Source organism: Polycladomyces subterraneus, from assembly GCF_030433435.1.
Classification (GTDB): Bacteria; Bacillota; Bacilli; order Thermoactinomycetales; family JIR-001; genus Polycladomyces; species Polycladomyces subterraneus.
In genome coordinates, this window is the sequence record NZ_JANRHH010000047.1 from 56,875 (window position 1) to 74,487 (window position 17,613).

At 54.0% G+C, this 17,613-nt stretch carries 17 protein-coding genes; 16 read left to right on the forward strand and 1 reads right to left on the reverse strand.

Annotation, left to right across the window (positions count from 1 at the left end):
• Positions 1 to 40 precede the first annotated feature (40 nt).
• The 13 genes from NWF35_RS13035 to glyS all read left to right on the forward strand — a co-directional run bounded on the left by NWF35_RS13035 (position 41) and on the right by glyS (position 12,028).
• Positions 41 to 232: an alpha/beta-type small acid-soluble spore protein gene (locus NWF35_RS13035; protein WP_212772759.1), complete on the forward strand. Its 192-nt coding sequence runs from the start codon at positions 41 to 43 to the stop codon at positions 230 to 232.
• A gap of 174 nt (positions 233 to 406) precedes the next feature.
• Entirely contained in the window at positions 407 to 685 is a 279-nt protein-coding gene (gene yqfC, locus NWF35_RS13040; RefSeq protein WP_301239643.1) for a sporulation protein YqfC, read from the forward strand.
• Positions 686 to 697: 12 nt separating this feature from the next.
• The gene (yqfD, locus tag NWF35_RS13045; protein ID WP_301239645.1) at positions 698 to 1,909 is read left to right on the forward strand and encodes a sporulation protein YqfD; all 1,212 of its coding nucleotides are present in this window, start codon (positions 698 to 700) and stop codon (positions 1,907 to 1,909) included.
• A 26-nt stretch (positions 1,910 to 1,935) separates the two neighbouring features.
• Positions 1,936 to 2,874 (forward strand): PhoH family protein, encoded by a 939-nt coding sequence (locus tag NWF35_RS13050; protein WP_435873908.1) that lies wholly within the window; start codon positions 1,936 to 1,938, stop codon positions 2,872 to 2,874.
• Positions 2,875 to 2,902: 28 nt separating this feature from the next.
• Positions 2,903 to 5,035, forward strand: coding sequence for an HD family phosphohydrolase (locus tag NWF35_RS13055; RefSeq protein WP_301239647.1), 2,133 nt, complete (start codon positions 2,903 to 2,905; stop codon positions 5,033 to 5,035).
• Positions 5,032 to 5,499 carry an rRNA maturation RNase YbeY gene (gene ybeY, locus NWF35_RS13060; protein WP_301239648.1) on the forward strand — a complete coding sequence of 156 codons (468 nt, stop codon included), beginning with the start codon at positions 5,032 to 5,034 and terminating at the stop codon, positions 5,497 to 5,499. The genes NWF35_RS13055 and ybeY overlap by 4 nt, the downstream gene beginning before the upstream one ends.
• Positions 5,500 to 5,509: 10 nt before the next feature.
• On the forward strand, positions 5,510 to 6,199 hold the full coding sequence (locus NWF35_RS13065; protein ID WP_301239649.1) for a diacylglycerol kinase: 690 nt from the start codon (positions 5,510 to 5,512) through the stop codon (positions 6,197 to 6,199).
• Between the two features lie 165 nt (positions 6,200 to 6,364).
• Positions 6,365 to 6,757 carry a cytidine deaminase gene (locus NWF35_RS13070; RefSeq protein WP_435873896.1) on the forward strand — a complete coding sequence of 131 codons (393 nt, stop codon included), beginning with the start codon at positions 6,365 to 6,367 and terminating at the stop codon, positions 6,755 to 6,757.
• Positions 6,754 to 7,653, forward strand: coding sequence for a GTPase Era (era, locus tag NWF35_RS13075; RefSeq protein WP_301239653.1), 900 nt, complete (start codon positions 6,754 to 6,756; stop codon positions 7,651 to 7,653). The genes NWF35_RS13070 and era overlap by 4 nt, the downstream gene beginning before the upstream one ends.
• Before the next feature lie 103 nt (positions 7,654 to 7,756).
• On the forward strand, positions 7,757 to 7,894 hold the full coding sequence (locus tag NWF35_RS13080) for a YqzL family protein (protein ID WP_301239654.1): 138 nt from the start codon (positions 7,757 to 7,759) through the stop codon (positions 7,892 to 7,894).
• Positions 7,895 to 7,909: 15 nt separating this feature from the next.
• Positions 7,910 to 8,665, forward strand: a complete 756-nt coding sequence (gene recO, locus NWF35_RS13085) for a DNA repair protein RecO (protein ID WP_301239655.1) — start codon at positions 7,910 to 7,912, stop codon at positions 8,663 to 8,665.
• 392 nt (positions 8,666 to 9,057) lie between these two features.
• A complete protein-coding gene (gene glyQ, locus NWF35_RS13090) occupies positions 9,058 to 9,951 on the forward strand; it encodes a glycine--tRNA ligase subunit alpha (RefSeq protein WP_301239656.1) in 894 nt (297 codons plus the stop codon).
• The gene (gene glyS / locus NWF35_RS13095) at positions 9,938 to 12,028 is read left to right on the forward strand and encodes a glycine--tRNA ligase subunit beta (RefSeq protein ID WP_301239657.1); all 2,091 of its coding nucleotides are present in this window, start codon (positions 9,938 to 9,940) and stop codon (positions 12,026 to 12,028) included. Before glyQ ends, glyS begins: the two co-directional genes overlap by 14 nt.
• A gap of 35 nt (positions 12,029 to 12,063) precedes the next feature.
• On the opposite strand, the gene NWF35_RS13100 is transcribed toward glyS, so the two are convergent.
• The gene (locus tag NWF35_RS13100) at positions 12,064 to 12,984 is read right to left on the reverse strand and encodes an apurinic/apyrimidinic endonuclease family protein (protein ID WP_301239658.1); all 921 of its coding nucleotides are present in this window, start codon (positions 12,982 to 12,984) and stop codon (positions 12,064 to 12,066) included.
• 392 nt (positions 12,985 to 13,376) lie between these two features.
• Here NWF35_RS13100 and ccpN point away from each other — a divergent pair, with 392 nt between their 5' ends.
• From ccpN to ppdK, 3 genes are read left to right on the forward strand one after another with little or no spacing between them, the layout of a single operon-like run.
• Positions 13,377 to 14,012, forward strand: a complete 636-nt coding sequence (ccpN, locus tag NWF35_RS13105) for a transcriptional regulator CcpN (RefSeq protein WP_301239953.1) — start codon at positions 13,377 to 13,379, stop codon at positions 14,010 to 14,012.
• An 18-nt stretch (positions 14,013 to 14,030) separates the two neighbouring features.
• On the forward strand, positions 14,031 to 14,858 hold the full coding sequence (locus tag NWF35_RS13110) for a pyruvate, water dikinase regulatory protein (protein WP_301239954.1): 828 nt from the start codon (positions 14,031 to 14,033) through the stop codon (positions 14,856 to 14,858).
• Positions 14,855 to 17,506 carry a pyruvate, phosphate dikinase gene (ppdK, locus tag NWF35_RS13115; RefSeq protein ID WP_301239659.1) on the forward strand — a complete coding sequence of 884 codons (2,652 nt, stop codon included), beginning with the start codon at positions 14,855 to 14,857 and terminating at the stop codon, positions 17,504 to 17,506. The genes NWF35_RS13110 and ppdK overlap by 4 nt, the downstream gene beginning before the upstream one ends.
• Positions 17,507 to 17,613: the final 107 nt, after the last annotated feature.

Below are 17,613 nucleotides of genomic sequence, written 5' to 3' on the forward strand. Positions count from 1 at the left end.
CCCCCATCGGTTCATACTAATCGACAAAGGGGGTGAAACCATGGCACGTACGCGCAGTAGCAACAAGTTGCTGGTTCCGGGGGCTGGGGCAGTCATCAATCAGTTCAAGGAAGAGATTGCCGCGGAATTCGGCGTGACGTTGGGTGGAGCGGAAACGGCACGCGCTAACGGATCAGTCGGCGGGGAAATTACGAAACGATTGGTGCGTCAGGCCCAACAGCAACAAAGCTGAGGGCAAAAAGGGATGGACCTCCCTCCCTCATATCATGGTGGGGCTGACGGGAGATCGGGGCTTAAAAACTTTCCATCTAACTGGGCGGTGCGTCTTAACGCATCGCTTTTATTTTGCCCTCATAAATTCGATTGGGACGGCATAAGGGTTAGAAAGGAGATGGAGGGCTGGTCCATGCGGAGGATGAGCGGCAAGCTGCGAAAACGAGCCTTTCAATGGCTGGATCTTCCATCGGATGTGACGTCCGACGTTCCGCGCATCCAAATAATCGGATCTCAGCAAATCGCAGTGGAAAATTACCGGGAAGTGACGCATTTCAGCGACGGGGAACTGCGTTTGCGGTTGAGTGAGGGAAGCCTGTGCATCACCGGAGCGCAATTGACGATTCGCGCCATTTATCGGGACGAGGTGTGGATCGAGGGGAACATACACGGGATCGAGTTTGCGAAATGAGGAGAGGGAGCCGTGACGCGACTCAAGTGGCCACGATCGATGACCGGTCACCTGCGGGTGGAACTCAAAGGAGACGGCTTAACACAGTGGTTGAACCGTGCGAAGAATGCCGGTATCCAGCTAAAAAATATTCGTTGGGTGGATCAAGAGCGACTGCGGTTTACCCTAGCGGTCCAAGATTTTTATCGTATGGTGCCGCTGGTGCGGCGTACGGGAATCTCCATGCGCATTGTCGGCAAGAAAGGATTGCCGTTTTGGTTGTACAAGATGGAGCGGCGGAAATTCTTCACGGCGGGCATCGTGCTATTTTTGGCGATGCTGTTTGTCATGACCTCCATCGTGTGGCGGGTGGATGTAGAAGGAAATGAGACCATCCCGGATGAACAGATTCTTAAGTTGGCCAAGCAGGAGGGCGTGTACGTCGGTCAGGTGAAATACCGCCTTCCTGACACGGAATCGGTACAATATCGATTGTCCCGTCATCTTTCAGGCGTTTCCTGGGTGGGATTTCGGTTGGAGGGAACGCGAGCGATTATCACCGTGGTGGAAAAAAAACGGGTGGATCCCAGAGAACGAAGCGATGAACGTGGTCCCGTCAACTTCATTGCCAAGCGGGATGCCATGGTATACGACTTGCGTGTGGAGCGGGGGCGTCCCATGGTGGGTGTATCCGACATGGTGCGCAAGGGACAGGTATTGATTTCAGGTTATTACGGCAACCCCGAGGAGAAAGGATCGCTCCGGTTGGTTGGGGCAAAGGGAAAAGTGCTGGGGATCATGTGGTACGACTCGGATGTGGTCGTTCCACTCACGCAAAAACGAAAAGTGTTCACCGGCGAACGTCACGTTTCTACCCATCTGTACGTAGGTTCCCATGTCTTACGGCTTTCTTTCTTGTGGAATCCCGTTCCCTTCAAGAGATATGAGACCATGCAGGAATTCCACGCTATCCGGGTGCGCAACTGGCGTTTGCCCATCGGTTGGGTCAACGAGAAACGGCTGGAGATGAAATGGGTACGACGCACCTTGACGAGGGAAGAAGCGGTCCGATTGGGAATGGAGCGGGCCCGTGATGATTTGCTGACCCGCCTGGGGCACGACGGCAGGGTACTGGAGGAAAAAGTTTTGCACGAGCGACTGGACAATGGTAAAGTTTATTTGAAGATACACTTCAATGCAGTCGAAAACATTGCGGTGCCACAACCGATTTTGCAAGGAGAATGAGCCATTTGCAACAAAGTCAACAGCCGATGAAAATTCGTTTGCGTGATGCAGGTGAAGCACTGAGTTTGTTTGGGCCTCACGATACATATCTGAAACGGATCGAGGCCAACACAACAGCCAAAATCGTTGCGCGCGGAGAAGAGGTCGTCATCTCCGGATCGCCGGAGGAACAAGCGGTGCTCGGCCATCTGTTCCGCGTCTTGTTGACATTGATTCGCCGGGGGACTCCCATCACCGAGAGGGATGTCGTATACGCTCATCGTTTGGCCCGGCAGGGAATGGTCGATGAGTTGCTGGAGCTGTTTGACGAGCAGATCGGCATCACCTACAAAGGGAAGTCCGTTCAGGCCAAAACGTTGGGGCAACGTCATTACGTCTCCGCCATCCGGAAGTATGATATCGTCTTCGGTATTGGTCCTGCCGGGACGGGGAAAACGTTTTTGGCAGTTGTCATGGCGGTGACGGCGCTGAAGTCGCATCGCGTCAAGCGGATCGTGCTGACGCGGCCGGCGGTAGAAGCGGGAGAAAGCCTCGGGTTTTTGCCGGGAGACCTGCAGGAAAAAGTGGACCCGTATTTGCGACCGCTGTATGACAGCTTATACACCATGCTCGGAGCGGAACAGGTGACCAAAATGATGGAACGCGGATTAATCGAAGTGGCGCCCTTGGCGTATATGCGGGGCCGGACACTGGAGGATTCGTTCGTCATTTTGGATGAAGCCCAAAATACGACGCCCGAGCAGATGAAGATGTTTTTGACGCGGTTGGGGTTTGGGTCCAAAATGGTCGTGACCGGTGACGTTACGCAAATTGATTTGCCCAAGGGCAAACAATCCGGATTAAAAGAAGCACAACGCGTGTTACGATCGGTACCGGAAATCCGGTTTGTCTATTTGGGGCAGGAAGATGTTGTCCGTCACACGTTGGTGCAAAAAATCATCGATGCTTACGATCGTTATGCCTAGCGGGAGAACGTGAAGGAGTCGATCAAAGATGATATCCACCAATGAACCTCCATCTAGAAGGTTTCGACACATACGGCTCCCTGCGGGCACGCAAACCAGCGTCCGCGTCCGCCTGTTGATCTACTTTACGGTCGGTGTGTTGTTATACCTGATGATGATGAATGCGGTGTTGCCCAAGCAATATGAGTTGTCACCGGGTTCGATCAGCAAGGAAACAATCGTGTCACCCGTCACCAAAGTGGACTCGGAGGCGACGGAAGCGGCCCGCAAACAGGCGGCGGACGCGGTTGAAAAGCAGTACCGGCGGGATGATGAGCTGACGGGGATTCTGATCGAACGGTTGGATCGCATCTTCACGGACGCGCGCCGAATCGTGGCCGATACTTCTTTGACGGAGCAGCAGAAAATCAAAAGCGTGCGGGAGTTAATCCCCTATCGTTTATCGGATGCCTTTTATACTAAACTCGTGCGAACCTCTCCCGACCAACTGACGGAAATGCGCTTCGTGAGCCGGGAGATCGCTCGCAACATCCTCTCATCCGGCGTTCGCCAGTCCGAATTGGAACAAAAGCGGAACGAGGTGGACCGCGAGCTGTTGGCATCGTCGATCAATGCCCAATCCCGCAGTGTCATACGGGAATTGGTTCGGGCGAGCATTGTGCCCAACGAATTTTACGATGAGGCCAGGACCAAGGCGCTTCGGGAAGCGGCATGGGACAGTGTGGAGCCGGTGCCGATCAAAAAGGGACAGATCATCGTTTCCGCCGGAGAAGTGATCACTCCCGATCAGCATCGCAAACTGAAGGAACTCGGTTTGATACAAGATTATACGAACCCATGGCCGCATTTGGGATTGGGTTTGTTTGTCTTTTTGTTGTTGGTCATGCTGTACGGGTTCGTACATCGCTACCAGCCTGAGGTGCATCGGGACAACGCACGGCTCTTGATGTTGGCCACCATCGTATTGCTAACGGCTGCGGGGATGAAGGTGGTGGCGGTAGGGCAAAATTTGGAATGGAGCACGTTGGGCTATTTGGCCCCCGTCGCTTTCGGTACGATGCTGATTACATTGCTGTTGGACATCCATTTGGCGCTGAGTTGCGCGGTGCTGTTCGCCATTTTGGCCAGTGTGATGTTCAACACTGAAAGTCATCTGTTGTTTGATTTCCGTTACGGCTTAGTGTCATTGGTGATTGGAATGGCTGGTGCGTGGGGATTGGCCGGTGTTCACAACCGCACTTCCATTCTGCGTGCCGGGCTGATCGCGTCATTGGCCAGCATAGTGCCGATCACGGCGGTTTTTCTGCTGGCGCCGATCGAAAGCGGTTGGGTAGACTGGCTTTGGTCGATCGGGTTTGGCTTTGCCAGCGGGTTGTTCTCCGCTGTTCTCACAATCGGCTTTTTGCCCTATTTTGAAACGGTCTTTGAAATCCTTTCCCCGCTCCGACTGCTGGAGTTGTCCAATCCCAACCATCCGTTGTTGCGTAAACTGCTGATCGAAACGCCCGGAACCTACCATCATTCGATCATTGTCGGCAATTTGTCCGAAGCGGCTGCAGAAGCCATCGGGGCCAACGGTCTCTTGGCGCGTGTGGGTGCATATTACCACGATATCGGGAAAACCAAACGCCCTCAGTTTTACATCGAAAACCAGATGGGGGAAAATCCGCATGATAAACTCTCGCCCAATTTAAGCAAAACCATCATCCTGTCCCATCCCAAGGACGGTGTGGAGATGTTGGAGGAACACGGCATACCCAAACCGATTCGGGACATCGCGGCTCAACACCACGGTACGACCTTGCTCAAATACTTTTATCACAAGGCGATGAAACAAAGCGACGGAGGGAAGGTGTTGGAAGAAGATTACCGCTATCCGGGGCCCAAAGCGCAATTTAAGGAAGCGGCCATCGTCGGTATTGCCGATTGCGTGGAGGCGGCCGTCCGTTCGTTGGCTCGTCCGACACCGGCCCGCATAGAAGGGATCGTGCGTAAGATCATACAGGATCGCCTGGAAGACGGTCAATTCAACGAGTGCGATCTGACATTGAAAGAATTGGACGTGATCGCCCGTTCGATGTGTGAAACCTTAAACGGTATTTTCCATTCACGCATCGAATATCCGGACGAATGGCCGAATAAAGGGGTGAAACAGGCATGAGTATCACCATTGACCTCAATGTGGAAACTGATTTGACGGAATCCCAGCGTGCGGCGCTGGTATGGATCGAACGGTGTCTGGCGACGGGGGCGGAGATCGAACAATTGCCGCCGGCCGAAGTGTCCGTCACGTTATTGGATAATGAGGCGATTCGCCGGCTCAACCGTGAATACCGGGATGTGGACCGGCCCACGGATGTGTTGTCCTTTCCGTTGTGGGAGCCGGATGAGGAATGGGAAACCACGGACGGGGACCCGGTTCCGTTGGGCGACATTTTCATCTCCATCCCGCGTACAGAGGAGCAAGCAGCGGAGTACGGACACTCATTCGAACGGGAACTGGGATTTCTCGCGGTACACGGTTTTTTGCATCTCTTGGGGTATGATCACGGCACGGAAGCGGAAGAAAAAGAGATGTTTACACGTCAGGAGGAGATTTTGGAGCGAGTCGGCTTGAAAAGGTAGGGGTTCCCTTATGTGGTTGGGCAAAGTGATCCGAAGTTTTCGGTATGCGCTGGAAGGATTGCGGTACACGCTGGTTACCCAGCGCAATATGCGCGTCCACTTTCTCAGTGCACTGGGCGTGTTGCTGTTAAGTTTGTACCTGCCGTTAAGCAAGGCGGAAGCGCTGTTGCTTTTCGTCACCATCATTCTGGTATTGGTGGCCGAGTTGTTTAACACTGCCGTTGAGTCGGTAGTGGACATGATCACCGAAGAATTCCACCCGTTGGCCAAAGTGGCCAAAGACGTCGCCGCCGGCGCTGTATTGTTGTGCGCCGGTTTGGCTGTGGTGGTCGGCGTCAGTGTATTCTGGCCCTATCTGGACAAACTGTTCTCCGCATATTTCAAAGGCTCCCATTATCCGCTCAACATCAGTCTTGCCGCGATTATTGCGTTTGACTTTTTCCTCACGCTCATGATCAAGGGATGGATGCATCGATTGGATCGTGCACGTTGGGAACCCAGCATTACCACTTCCCTCGCTTTCTGCATCGCCACCTCACTGGTCTTGATTATTGGTCAATTGCTGGTTACGATTTTGGTGTATTTGATGGCCCTCTTGCTCACGGGGACAAGATACCGCATGCACGACCGAGCAGAACCGGTGATCCTAGGTGCACTGCTGGGAATCGTGGTAGCGGTTTTCGGCGTGCATCTGTTGTAGGGTGGACTGTGGAGTGGGTGGTAAATCCAACCGAGATACTCTGGAGAGGGCGGCTGTTCGCGTAACTTTGTCAGCAATCCTGGGTAACCTGGAGATGATCCGGGTTACAAACGGTGGTTAAAGATACAATGTAGTAAAACGGTGGGAAGGTAAAGGAGATTGGACATGGAGCGATTGATCGAAGCAGCGAAACAAGCGCGCGAGCAAGCCTACGTTCCCTATTCGCGGTTCCGGGTCGGAGCCGCTTTGCTAACGGACGAGGGAACCATATTCACAGGGTGCAACGTAGAAAACGCTTCGTACGGCCTGACCAATTGCGCAGAACGGACGGCGCTGTTCAAAGCGGTGTCCGAAGGCGCCCGCAGATTTACCGGAATCGCTGTGGTAGCGGATACGGAGGGGCCGGTTTCCCCCTGTGGTGCCTGCCGCCAAGTAATGTTCGAACTGTGCCCTCCTGACATGAAGGTGTGGTTGGCTAATCTCAAAGGAGACGTGACGGAAACAACCGTGGGGGCTTTATTGCCCGGCGCGTTCGGAAAGGGGGATTTGCACGAATGAGTGATGGGTATAAATCGGGTTTTGTGGCGTTGATCGGCCGTCCCAACGTAGGGAAATCGACGCTGATGAACCACATTATCGGCCAAAAAGTGGCGATCATGTCGGATAAGCCTCAGACGACACGGAACCAGATTCGCGGCGTATATACCGACGAACGCGGACAAATCATTTTCTTGGATACGCCCGGTATCCATAAACCCAAATCCAAACTGGGCGAATACTTGGTGAAAACGGCGCAGAACGCGTTGGATGAAGTGGATTTGGTGCTGTTTCTGGTTGATGCGAGCGAAGGGCTGGGCCCCGGTGATCGTTACATCATCGAACACCTGAAGGGAATCAATACACCGGTCTTTCTGGTCATCAACAAAATCGACCAGGTTCATCCCGACGATCTGTTGCCGCTGATCGACCAGTACCGGCAACTGCACGACTTCGCGGAGTTTGTCCCTATTTCCGCGTTGCAGGGGAACAACACGTCCACATTGGTACGGCTGATTTTCGAACGCTTGCCGGAAGGACCGGCCTACTATCCGGCCGACCAGGTGACGGACCACCCGGAGCGATTTATCGTAGGTGAACTGATCCGGGAAAAGGTGCTGTTTCTTACACGTGAGGAAGTCCCGCATTCTGTCGCGGTGATCGTGGAAGAAATGAAACAGCGCGAAAACGGAGCAGTCTACGTGCGTGCCACCATTTACACCGAGCGGGATTCGCAAAAGGGTATCCTGATCGGCAAACGGGGCAGCATGCTCAAAGAAGTGGGCAGACTGGCGCGAGAGGAGATCGAGCGTCTCTTCGGCAGCAAGGTATTCCTCGATTTGTGGGTGAAAGTGAAGAGGGACTGGCGCAACGAAGAGTTCCTCCTGCGGCAGTTCGGCTATCGGGAAGAGGATTGAACTGGAAGAAAAAGTTCTGGCGGATATACCGCCATTCGCACATACTCCTACCGTTCCCGGTCATCCTAATAGGTGACAAACAAAGCGGAAAGGATGATGCTGGTTGCGTCATTTTTTTTGGAACTGTTTTGCCGTAACTGGCAGTGTTGACGCATACTTGTTATACAAGGATGCGGAGGCATTAGCGAACGATTCCGCCGAAGAGATGCCGGATGATCGGGATGAGGGAGAAGAAACCTAGGGAAGGACGCGGCGTATGCTGATCAAAACGGAAGGCGTGGTGATCCGCACCCGCGATTACGGGGAAAGTCACAAGCTCGTCTGGTTGTTTACACGGGAACAGGGAAAGATCTCGGTGATGGCCCGCGGCGCCAAAAAACCAAAAAGCCGGTTCAGTGCGGTGACCCAACCTTTTACCCATGGCGAATATGTATGGTTTTCGGGAGGAAGCGGGTTGCCCACCTTGTCGCAAGCAGATCTTATTCATGCTCATCATTTGCTTCGCTCCGATCTGGAAAAAACAGCGATCGCCGCTTATCTGTCCGAATTGCTGGACCGCCTGACGGAAGAAAAGGAACCATACCCGCATTTGTTTGCATTGTGGACGTCCACCTTGTCGTTGTTGGAAACGGAAACCGATGCGGACATCCTGCGCCATATCTTTGAATTAAAGGTGTTGGAGACTGCAGGATACCGTCCCTATCTGGACGGGTGCACCCGATGCAAACGGGCGGAACTGCCTGTTCGGTTCAGTGTTCGGCACGGGGGTTTTCTCTGTTTGGATTGTGCGTCGCATGACCCCACCTCATTGCCGTTGTCCGAAGCGTCTGCCCGCATTTTGAAGCTATTGCAACGGGCTGTGCCGGACCGGCTGGGAGAAGTTCGGGTTAAGGAAGAGACCAAGCAACAACTGGACAACGCATTGCGTGCGTTCATCGACGAGTATGTTCCCGTTCGTTTGCGGTCGCGCGCATTTCTGGATCAGATGCGAAGCGGATGGAGCCGAGATTGACAAGGTCCTTTTTTCTTTGGTATAAATAGTCTATCTCCAAAATTGAACAACGGCAGTGCGATGAGAGAAAGGAGTAACCGGATCTTTCGTGTGTGAGCGAGCCGGGGAGGGTGGAAGCCCGGCCACGGAACCTGGTGAAGGGCAGTCTCGAGCACGAGTCTAAAGAGGGGATCGACCGGAAAAGGCGGTCGGTCAAATAGGGTGGAACCGCGGGAAACCTCCCGTCCCTATGTGAAAGGGGACAGGGGGGTTTTTGTCGTTCTCCGCAGAATTGTTCACCCGGAGCTCATCAAATGGTGAAATCGGGTGAACCCCGAGTGACTTCACCACGTGGGTAAAAGTCATGCCAGCCATGTGCGAGAACATGCCATGATGACGATGGAGGTGGAATGATGAACTTTCAAGAGATGATTTTGCGTTTGCAGTCGTTTTGGGCTGAACAGGGCTGTGTCCTGGTCCAACCGTACGATGTGGAAAAAGGGGCCGGGACGATGAATCCGATGACGTTTTTGCGTGCGCTGGGGCCGGAACCTTGGAACGTGGCTTATGTGGAACCCTCGCGCCGGCCGGCTGACGGCCGCTACGGGGAAAACCCGAACCGCTTGTATCAGCATCACCAGTTTCAGGTGATCATGAAACCATCACCGGACAATATCCAGGAAATCTACCTGGACAGCTTGCGTGCGCTGGGCATTGACCCGCGTCATCACGACATCCGGTTTGTCGAGGACAACTGGGAAAACCCCGCCATGGGGGCGGCAGGCCTCGGATGGGAAGTATGGCTCGACGGGATGGAAATTACCCAATTCACCTATTTCCAACAAGTGGGGGGGCTGGATGTCGATCCGGTTTCGGTGGAACTGACATATGGTCTCGAACGGTTGGCTTCCTACATTCAGGAGAAGGAGAGCGTCTTCGATCTGGAGTGGGTGAACGGCGTCACCTATGGCGACGTGTTCCATCAGCCGGAATACGAGCATTCCAAATACTCGTTTGAAATCTCGGGTGCGGATCTCCTGTTCCGCCTGTTCGACGCCTATGAAAACGAGGCGAAACGGGCGCTGGAAGCGGAGTTGGTACACGCCGCCTACGATTATGTACTCAAATGTTCCCACACGTTCAACCTGTTGGAAGCGCGCGGTGCGATCAGTGTGACCGAACGGACCGGCTATTTGGCCCGTGTGCGCAACATGGCCCGACAATGTGCCCGTGCCTATGTTCAGTCCCGGGAGGCACTGGGGTATCCCTTGCTGAAAAAAGGAGGGAATCAGCGTGTCGAAGCGTGATTTGTTGCTGGAAATCGGTTGCGAGGAAATTCCCGCCCGGTTTATCGAGGACCTGCGTCATCAATTGGCCGATCGGATACAAAATTGGTTGAATGAACAACGCATCGAGGCAAAAGAGGCGGTTACATACGCAACACCACGCCGGATTGCAGTTATGGTCCGCGATGTGGCTGAACGGCAGGCGGACATGGATGAGGAGGTACGTGGCCCGGCTAAACACATCGCCCTTACGCCTGACGGCAGCTGGAGCAAAGCGGCGGAGGGGTTCGCTAGGAAACAGGGCGTCCCGGTCGATGCGTTGGTGTTTGATGAGTTCAAAGGAGAAACGTATGTGTTCGTCCGCAAACGGGTGGAAGGACAACCGACGGCGACCCTTTTGGCTGAAGGTTTGCCGTCAGTACTCTCTTCGCTCCATTTCCCCAAGACGATGCGCTGGGGAACGGAGCGCACCCGCTTTATCCGCCCTGTTCGCTGGCTGGTGTGTCTTTTTGGCGAAGAGATCGTTCCGTTTTCTTGGGCCGGTGTGACGGCTGCCAACAGGACGAGGGGCCATCGGTTCTTGGGGGAAGAAGTGACGTTGTCTCATCCGGGCCAATATTTGGAAACCCTTCGCAAGCAATGGGTGATCGCCGACGTTGATGAGCGGCGGAGGATGATTTTGGATCAGTTGCAGCAGATGGAAGCGAAACGCGGATGGCGTATACCGGTCGCGGAAGATCTGTTGGACGAAGTGACGAACTTGGTGGAGTACCCGACGGCACTTGCCGGTTCGTTCGATGAAGATTTTCTGGTGTTACCGCGTGCCGTGCTGATCACTACGATGCGGGAACATCAGCGTTACTTCCCGGTGGAATCAGCAGACGGCCGCTTGTTGCCGCATTTTGTTACTGTGCGGAACGGGGACGAAACCTCGCTCGACGTGGTGGCCAAAGGGAATGAAAAGGTATTGCGCGCCCGTTTGGCCGATGCGCGATTTTTCTATGACGAGGACCTGAAGCTGCCGATTCATCAGGCGATGGAAAAACTGGATCAGGTCGTGTTTCACGAAGAATTGGGTACCGTGGGCGACAAAGTGCGGCGGATCGTGCATTTGGCGGATCGTCTGGCCGATGCGTTGCAATGGGAAGAAAACCGTCGACGGGTATTGAAACGGGCGGCTCAGATCTGCAAATTCGATCTGTCCACGCAGATGGTCTACGAGTTCCCCGAGCTGGAAGGAATCATGGGCGAGGAGTATGCGCGTAAAGCCGGGGAAGACGAAGAAGTGGCACGGGCGATCAGGGAACATCACCAGCCGCGCCATGCCGGGGATGAGACGCCGCAGTCCGCGATTGGTGCCGTGATCGGGTTGGCCGACAAAATGGACACCATCGCCGCTTGTTTTGGAATTGGCATCCAGCCGTCCGGTTCCCAAGATCCTTACGGGCTGCGGAGAAGGGCGTCCGGCATCGTGCAAATCCTGCTGGATCACGGTTGGTCTCAGTTAACGCTGGATCAGTTGTGGACCATCTCGCTGGAGCGCCTGAACTCGGATGGGCTTTTGAAAAAATCGCCGGAGGAAATCGCAGAAGAATTGCGTTCGTTCTTTGCACAACGTTTGAAAACTGTTCTGCAGGAAGAAGGCATTCGTTACGATGTAATCGATGCGGTGCTGGGGGCGGACATTTCCAGGCCCAAGCTGGTGTTGGCCAAAGCAAGAGTATTGATCGACCGGGCGAACGCATACGAAACATACAAACTGGCCGTAGAGGGTTTCACCCGCACGGCCAATCTCGGTGTAAAGGGGACGGCCGATGTGCCGTTGGATGAAACTGACATGACGGAGACGGCCGAGCGCGAGTTGTACAAAGCCTATCGGGAGGCCGAAAAAGCCTTTACGGCGAGCTTGTCCCAACAGGATGCAGACGGTATGTATGAAGCGTTGGCGTCGATGGTTCCCGTCATCCATCGGTTCTTTGATGAAGTCTTGGTGATGGTGAAGGACGAAACCGTCCGGACACGCAGACTGGGTTTGTTGCGCAGAATCACGGATCTGGTGCATCAGTTCGCCCGGTTCGATCAATTGGTTTTGACGTAAAAAAAGGCCGTTCCATAACGGAACGGCCTTTTCCTTTATCGTTTTTTCAATTGGCGTAATGTATCCAGGAACGATGGCAGCTGTTCTGACGTTTCTCCGGCAACCAAAGTGATCGGTGTAGCGGTATCCACTTCTTCGGCAAAATCGAGCAATTCCGAGTGTGCTTCCTTCGGAAAGGGGATATGTGCTGTTTGTGGGGTGTCCCCCCAGCTGACCGCATAGGAAAGTCGGATCAACTCGATATGGTCCCGGGTTTGTTTGTAGAATTCCTGCCAGGAACGCGGTGCGTTCAGGATCTCCTTTTCCGTTGCGCCTGCAAATAGACTGCGGGAACGGTGCATATAGGACAGAACGTTGGATACGATACGCCCATGAGCTGTGTCCAAGCACAGTTTCACACCGGTCGCTTGCGCGATTTGCAGCAGATGGCGAGGTGTGCGCAAAGCTGGGTGGATGCGGGCTTGTCCCGGTTCAAAATACAGGGAACCTCCCATCGGTGCATTTTCTATCAGCAGTTGGATATGGAGCGGTTGGGCGATCTCCTCGATCTGGCGCAGCTGGTTGATCACTGTTTCCACGTATTCCGTTTTGAAGTCATGTAAGGCGTTGAAATCATGGGGTCGCTCGTCCAGGAACTCGAATATTTCTCCCAATGAAACGGTAGCACCGAATCCGATCACCCATTTGGGTTGTTCCGGAAACAGGGGAGCAACGGTTTCCAGCCAATATCGCCAATGTTCAAGATCAAAGGAAGGGGTACCCAACCCCATGTGCGGAGGGACGCGAAAGGCAATTGGCTCCGTGCCGGAAGTTCGGAACAAGTCAGCCAGTTCCTCCGATGTGTATCGTGTGGACGAAAGTTGCAATTCCACCCGGCGAATGCCCAATTTGCCGATGGTATGCAGTTGATGGAGATCAGGCGGGCTTGTCACCGCCACCGGATTGGAGAACAGCATGAGAGAATTCCTCCATTGACCAGTTGGTTTTTTCACCTATTCAAAAGAAAAACACAATCAGAGCCGTAATATTCAAAGAGTGGCAGGTAATTGGAATCCTGAGGATAGAAGCGTGGTCGATATCCTCGCCCGCTTCCTGTGCTCTCCGGTTCAAAGCGGCCAGCCATAATCTGCTTCCCTGCCGGGGCGCAGGTGGAGCGAGCCAGGAAAGCGACGCGCACGATATGGATCAGACACGCGCTAGTGTTCCCCAAACGAAAAAACTCATGAAGGAACTGTGAAGAAATTGGTTGCAGACAAACTGGGAATGGGATATAGTATATACTAAATGGTGAAACAAACAATTAAGTATGACATAATAAGGGTTCGGATCGTACTGGGGGTGTGGGGAGATCGAGCTAACCAAACGCCAAGAACGGATCTTGCAAATCGTCAAAGACGAAGGGCCGATCACCGGTGAGCAAATCGCCGAGAAGCTCAATCTGACGCGGGCTACGTTACGTCCGGATCTGGCCATCCTGACGATGGCGGGATTTTTGGATGCGCGACCTCGAGTGGGGTATTTTTATGCCGGCAAATCAGCCAATCAACTCCTCGGCGAACATGTTCGCAAGTTGATGGTCAAGGATTACAAATCACTGCCGATCGTGGTCAAAGAGGAAACCTCCGCATATGACGCCATTTGCACCATGTTTCTCGAAGATGTCGGTACCTTGTTCGTTGTCAAGGATAATAAACAGCTAGCCGGCGTTGTTTCACGGAAAGATTTGTTGAAAACGGCCATGGGCAAACAGGACTTGCAAACGATCCCCGTCAGCATTGTCATGACACGGATGCCCAACATCGTCACGTGCTCGCTGGATGACTCGTTGTTGGACGCAGCGGCCAAGCTGATGCGGTATCAGGTCGACGCGCTTCCAGTGGTGCGCCAGATGGAGGATGGCGACGGGGTGGAAGTGATCGGACGCATCACCAAAACGACGATCACCAAAGCGTTTGTGGAGCTGGGACAACATACAGATGTCTGAGGTAGGAGGGGAAGAACCATATCCAGTCAAAGCCAACAGCCGATTGTTTTTGTCGTTTCCGATTCCATCGGGGAAACGGCCGAATTTGTGGTCCGTGCGGCATCCAGCCAGTTCAATGGCGGTCATATCGACATTCGGCGTATCCCATATGTGGACGATAAGGGCACAATTTTGGAAACGGTTCAAGCGGCCAAAGAAGTGAACGGTATGATTGCGTTCACACTGGTGGTTCCGGAGTTGCAGCAGCTTTTGTTGGAAGAGGCGGGCAAAGCGGGTATTCCCGTCGTGGATATCATGGGACCCATGATTGATGGACTATCGCGTTTATTCCAACAGGAGCCCAAACGGGAGCCCGGACTGGTCCACCGTCTGGATGAAGATTATTTTCGCAGGGTGGAAGCCATCGAATTTGCGGTCAAGTACGATGACGGTCGCGATCCGCGTGGACTGTTGCGCGCAGACGTGATCTTGATCGGCGTGTCGCGCACCTCCAAAACGCCGCTCTCCATGTATTTGGCGCACAAGCGGCTGAAAGTGGCCAACGTACCGCTCGTTCCGGAAGTGGAGCCTCCGGAGGAGCTCTTTATGATCGACAACAAAAAATGTATTGGACTCACCATTCAACCCGAGCAATTGAACAATATCCGGCGTGAACGTCTCAAGGCGCTCGGGTTGACTTCAAGAGCTAACTACGCCAATATGGAGCGGATTCTGCAAGAGCTCGAGTACGCGGAAAAAATTATGAAACGGGTTGGTTGTCCGATCGTCGACGTTTCCAACAAAGCGGTAGAAGAAACGGCCAACCTGATTCTGGACATTCTGCGCAAGGGAGGCACTGCTGTATGAGCGAGAAGCGAGTCTACCTGTTTCATGAAGGAAACGCCCAAATGCGGAGCCTGTTGGGAGGCAAAGGTGCCAACCTGGCCGAGATGACCCGCGCCGGCCTCCCGGTTCCTCCGGGGTTTACGATTACCACGGCAGCGTGCAATGATTACTATGCTCGTGGGAAACAATTGTCCGAAGGGCTGCTGGATGAAATTCGAGAAGCATTGGCAGAATTGGAAACGCAAACAGGGAAAAAATTGGGAGATCCGTTCAATCCGTTGTTGGTGTCTGTGCGTTCTGGCGCAGTGTACTCGATGCCCGGTATGATGGACACCATTCTGAACCTGGGACTCAATGACGAAACGGTGGAAGGATTGGCGCAACTGACCGGAAATCCCCGGTTTGCCTATGACTGCTACCGCCGGTTCATCCAGATGTTCGGTGATGTGGTTTTGGGGATCGACCACTACCGTTTTGAGCGGATCATCGAAAACGTGAAGGAATCGCGGGGCGTCAAACACGATCCAGAATTGTCAGCGGACGATTGGAAACAGGTGATCGCTTCGTTCCAGAAGCTCGTGCAGGAACAGACCGGTGCGGCATTTCCACAGGATCCACATGAACAACTGCGCCGGGCGGTGATCGCTGTATTCGACTCTTGGAACAACCAGCGTGCCGTCATCTATCGCAAGCTACACAAAATCCCCGATGATTTGGGAACGGCTGTTAACGTGCAGATGATGGTGTTTGGCAACATGGGAGACGATTCGGGCACTGGTGTAGCGTTTACCCGCAACCCCTCGACCGGAGAGAAAACACTTTACGGCGAATTTCTCATCAATGCGCAAGGGGAAGACGTCGTCGCCGGCATCCGCACCCCCCAACCGATTGCCCAACTGGCCGAACAAATGCCGGAAATCTACAAGCAGTTCCAGGAAATCAGCCAACGCCTGGAGCATCATTATCGCGATATGCAGGATATCGAATTTACGGTGGAACGGGGCAAATTGTTCATTCTGCAAACCCGCGCGGGTAAACGGACGGCCCATGCAGCTGTCAAGATCGCGGTCGATATGGTGCAGGAGGGCATCATCGACAAACAGACGGCTCTGTTGCGCGTCGATCCGGATCAGTTGAACCAGATCTTGCATCGCCGTGTTGATCCTGATGCTCAGCTGGAAGTGGTGGCCAAAGGGTTGCCGGCATCCCCTGGTGCCGCTTCCGGACAAGTGGTGTTTGATGCTGACACCGCGGAAAAATGGGCCAACGAGGGACATCGAGTGATTTTGGTCCGACCGGAAACGACACCGGAAGACATTCACGGTATCATCGCCGCCGAAGGTGTATTGACCAGCCGGGGCGGCATGACCAGTCATGCGGCTGTGGTGGCGCGTGGGATGGGTAAACCGTGCATTTGCGGTTGCGAAGAGTTGAAGATCGATTTGCAGCAGAAAGAACTGCACATCGGGGACACTGTGATTCGTCAGGGAGATCGCCTGTCCATCGACGGCGGCACCGGAAAGGTGTTGCTGGGTGAAGTACCCCTCATCGATCCGGAACTCTCCGGGGAATTCCAGACGTTGCTTACCTGGGCGGATGAGGTGCGCAAGCTGAAAGTTCGAGCCAATGCGGACAATCCGCATGATGCGGCTAAAGCTCGGGAATTTGGCGCCGAAGGGATCGGTCTGTGTCGGACTGAGCACATGTTTATGGAGGCCGATCGTGTTCCGATCGTCCAGGAGATGATCCTGGCGGAAACATTGGAAGAGCGTCAGGCGGCACTGGACAAACTCCTTCCCATGCAACGCGAGGACTTTGTCGGTATCTTCCGGGCGATGGACGGTCTGCCCGTCACCATCCGTCTTTTGGACCCGCCGCTCCATGAGTTTTTGCCGGACGTGGAAGAGTTGTTAGTGGAAATCACCCGACTGCGGATGACGCCGGATGCGGACAAGCGGGAACTGCTGAAAAAAGAAAACCTGTTGCGCAAGGTACGGGCACTGCATGAGTTCAACCCGATGCTGGGGCACCGTGGTTGCCGACTGGGCATTATCCACCCGGAAATTTATGCGATGCAGGTACGGGCCATTTTTGAAGCTGTCTCCCTTGTCAAAAAAGAGGGGGTTGATGTGCAGCCCGAGATCATGATACCGCTGGTCGGTCATGTCAACGAACTGCATGAGATGCGCAAACTGGTAGAGGAAGTGGCGGAACAAGTTCAACAGGAGACGGGTGTTTCGATTTCGTATACCATCGGTACAATGATCGAAGTGCCGCGGGCAGCGCTGACGGCCGATCAGATCGCCGAGGAAGCGGACTTCTTCTCCTTCGGTACCAACGACTTGACGCAAACGACGTTCGGTTACAGCCGTGACGATGCCGAAGGCAAATTCCTGCATCAGTATGTGGACCAAAAAATCTTACCCGATAATCCCTTCATCACCCTTGACACCGAAGGGGTGGGCAAGCTGGTTTCCATGGGCGTCCAGCTGGGCCGCCAGACTAAACCTGATCTGAAAACGGGAATCTGCGGTGAGCACGGCGGTGAAAAGCGTTCCATTCAATTCTGCCATGACACCGGACTGAATTACGTCAGCTGTTCACCGTTCCGGGTTCCTTTGGCCCGTCTGGCCGCTGCGCAAGCTGCTTTGTCGGCGGAGCGCTCCTGATACAAGAAGCGTGTGGTTGGTACCACACCCCCTAGACCCTTCGAAGTAGGAAAGGGGAATCCCAATCGTCCGTCCTACGATGTTTGGTTGTCTGTCATAGGGGAATA